The 3,168-nt window shown below is 71.5% G+C and carries 4 protein-coding genes; 3 read left to right on the top strand and 1 reads right to left on the bottom strand.

What is annotated here, in order from left to right; translation table 11 throughout:
• Positions 1–22: 22 nt before the first annotated feature.
• Positions 23–382 (bottom strand): Rv2640c family ArsR-like transcriptional regulator, encoded by a 360-nt coding sequence (locus tag G6020_RS14830; RefSeq protein WP_017836078.1) that lies wholly within the window; start codon positions 380–382, stop codon positions 23–25.
• Positions 383–483: 101 nt separating this feature from the next.
• Here G6020_RS14830 and G6020_RS14825 point away from each other — a divergent pair, with 101 nt between their 5' ends.
• The 3 genes from G6020_RS14825 to G6020_RS17250 all read left to right on the top strand — a co-directional run.
• Complete coding sequence (locus G6020_RS14825) at positions 484–942, top strand: ArsI/CadI family heavy metal resistance metalloenzyme (protein ID WP_182611138.1); 459 nt, start codon at positions 484–486, stop codon at positions 940–942.
• A 140-nt stretch (positions 943–1,082) separates the two neighbouring features.
• Positions 1,083–2,423, top strand: coding sequence for a histidinol dehydrogenase (gene hisD, locus G6020_RS14820; RefSeq protein ID WP_179525134.1), 1,341 nt, complete (start codon positions 1,083–1,085; stop codon positions 2,421–2,423).
• The coding region (locus tag G6020_RS17250) for a histidinol-phosphate transaminase (RefSeq protein ID WP_347238391.1) at positions 2,420–3,168 on the top strand (749 nt) is incomplete at its 3' end. The genes hisD and G6020_RS17250, both read left to right, overlap by 4 nt.

Here is a 3,168-nt window from a genome sequence, read left to right as displayed (position 1 = left end):
GACGCACTAACGGAGATACCCACTAGGTGCAGCAGTTCGGGTCGAGCGCGGCACGCAGGGCGTCGATCGCGGACCCCCGGGCACGGTGGAACACGCTCATCCCGCGCCGCTCCGACTCGATCATCCCGGCCTCGCGGAGCCGGCCCAGGTGATGGGAGGTGGTCGACTCCGCGACGCCGGTCGCGGCGGCCAGATCTCCTGTGCGGACCTCGCCGTCGTCACTGGTGAGCAGGAGTGACAGCAGCCGGATCCGGACCGGGTCGGCGAGGGCCTTGAGACGCAGCGCGATCTCCACGGCGTCCTCGTGGCCGATCGGCCCCGCCGATACGGGCGCGCAGCAGACCGGCGAGCTGACGTCGAGGAGGGGCAGGGCCTTGGGCATGTCCGCGAGTGTAGCGCGGGTTCTTGACGAATATCGAAAAGGCTGGTTCTCTGGGCGGTGCAACAAATTCGATATTCATCTCAGAGGTGGAGGTTCCGACCATGTCCCGTGTGCAACTCGCCCTCAATGTCGACGACGTCGACGAGGCCGTCCGGTTCTACTCGACGCTGCTGCGCGTCGAGCCCGCCAAGCGCAAGCCCGGCTACGCCAACTTCGTGGTGGAGCAGCCGCCCCTCAAGCTGGTCCTGCTCGAGAACCCGGGCCAGGGAGGCTCGCTCAACCACCTGGGCGTCGAGGTCGAGTCCAGCGAGCAGGTCCACGGCGAGATCGCGCGACTGACCGACGCCGGCCTGTTCACCGACGAGGAGATCGGCACGACCTGCTGCTTCGCCACCCAGGACAAGGTGTGGGTCACCGGCCCGGGAGGCGAGCGGTGGGAGATCTACACGGTCCTGTCCGACTCGGAGACGTTCGGGACGTCGCCGGTAGCGGGTGACAGCAACAGGAACGACGACGACGAGGCCGGCGCCGACTCCGGGGGTGGCGCCTGCTGCGCGTGAGCGGCCGGAGGGTGCGCCCGACCGGGTCCACAACACCCGCGAGGGTGGCATGGGACAGGCCCGGGCCCGGGCGCACCTAGACTGGTTCGCGGCCGTCGGCCGGTTGCTCGACGTCCCGTGATCAAAGGAAAGGCCACACCATGCTCTCCCGCATCGACCTGCGCGGTCGCACCCTCGGTACCGCCGAGCTGCGTCGCACACTCCCGCGAGGCGCCGCCGACGTCGACTCCGTCGTCGACACCGTCCGCCCGGTGGTCGAGGCGATCCGGGAGCACGGGGCCTCCGCCGCGCTCGACTACGGCGAGAAGTTCGACCGGGTGCGGCCCACCTCGGTGCGGGTCCCCGCCGAGGTCATCACCGAGGCCGGCGAGGCCCTCGACCCTGACGTGCGCGCGGCCCTGGTCGAGGCCATCCGCCGCGCGAGGATCGTCCACTCCGCACAGCGGCGCTCGGACACCGTGACCGAGGTCGCCGCCGGCGGCTTCGTCACCGAGAAGTGGGTTCCCGTCGAGCGGGTGGGCCTCTACGTTCCCGGCGGCAAGGCCGTGTACCCGTCGAGCGTCATCATGAACGTCGTGCCGGCACAGGTCGCTGGGGTCGGTTCACTCGTGGTGGCCTCCCCGCCCCAGGCCGACTCCGGTGGCTGGCCCCACCCCACCATCCTCGGCGCGTGTGCTCTGCTCGGGGTCGACGAGGTCTGGGCCGTCGGAGGCGCCCAGGCCGTGGCCCTTCTCGCCCACGGCGGCGAGGACACCGACGGACGCGAGCTCGAGCCCGTCGACATGGTCACCGGCCCCGGCAACGTCTACGTCACCGCCGCCAAGCGACTGTGCCGCAGCGTCGTGGGGATCGATTCGGAGGCCGGTCCCACGGAGATCGCCGTCCTGGCCGACCACACGGCCGACCCGGTCCACATCGCCTACGACCTCATCAGCCAGGCCGAGCACGACCCCAATGCGGCGAGCGTTCTGGTCACCGATTCCGAGCAGCTCGCCGACGCCGTCGCGCGGGAGGTCGAGGCCCGCTACACCGTCACCCTCAACTCGGGCCGCGTGCGCGACGCGCTCGAGGGCCCGCAGTCGGGCATCGTCCTGGTGGACGACATCGACGCCGGCCTGCGCGTGGTGGACGCGTACGCGGCCGAGCACCTGGAGGTGCAGACCCGCGACTCCGCCGCCGATGCCGCCCGGGTACGCAACGCCGGGGCGATCTTCGTGGGCGCCTACTCCCCGGTCCCGCTCGGCGACTACGCGGCGGGCTCGAACCACGTCCTGCCCACGTCGGGCACCGCCCGTCACTCGTCCGGGCTGAGTGTGCAGACCTTCCTGCGCGGTATCCACGTCATCGACTACGACCGCGCGGCGCTCAAGGAGATCGCCCCGACCGTCGTCGCGCTCGCCGACGCCGAGGGTCTCCCGGCCCACGGCGAGGCCGTCCGGGCCCGCTTCGAGGACCTCACCGCCGAGGAGGAGGACCAGTGACCGACACCCCCCGGCCCGGAGTCGGCCTGGACGCGCTGCCACTGCGCGAGAACCTGCGCGGCAAGAGCGCCTACGGAGCCCCGCAACTCGAGGTGCCGGTGCAGCTCAACACCAACGAGAACCCGCACCCGCCCAGTGCGGCGCTGGTCGCCGACATCGCCGCCGCGGTCTCCGCGGCGGCGGCCGACCTCAACCGCTACCCGGACCGGGACGCCGTCGACCTGCGCACCGACCTCGCCGCCTACCTCACGCGGCAGACCGGGGTGGAGCTGGACGTGGACATGGTGTGGGCGGCCAACGGCTCCAACGAGATCCTCCAGCAGTTGCTGCAGGCCTTCGGCGGACCCGGTCGCAGTGCGATGGGATTCGTCCCCAGCTACTCCATGCACCCGATCCTCGCCGCGGGCACGGACACCGAGTGGATCCCGGTCGACCGGGGCGCGGACCTGGCGATCGACGTCGAGGCCGCGCTGGCGGCGATCGCCGGGCACCGCCCCGACGTCGTCTTCCTCACCACGCCCAACAATCCGACGGGCCACGTGATCGAGCTGGACGACCTGCGGCGGCTGATCGACGCGGCACCGGGGATCGTCGTGGTCGACGAGGCGTACGCGGAGTTCTCCCCGTCGCCGAGCGCGTGCACGCTGCTGGCCGAGTTCCCGGCGAAGCTGGTCGTCTCGCGGACCATGAGCAAGGCCTTCGCGTTCGCCGGCGGGCGGCTCGGCTACTTCGCGGCCGACCCCTC

The sequence above is a fragment of the Dietzia sp. B19 genome (assembly GCF_014145155.1).
Lineage (GTDB): Bacteria > Actinomycetota > Actinomycetes > Mycobacteriales > Mycobacteriaceae > Dietzia > Dietzia natronolimnaea.
The sequence above is the reverse complement of the archived record's forward strand: the minus strand, read 5'-3'. Positions and strand labels throughout refer to the sequence as shown.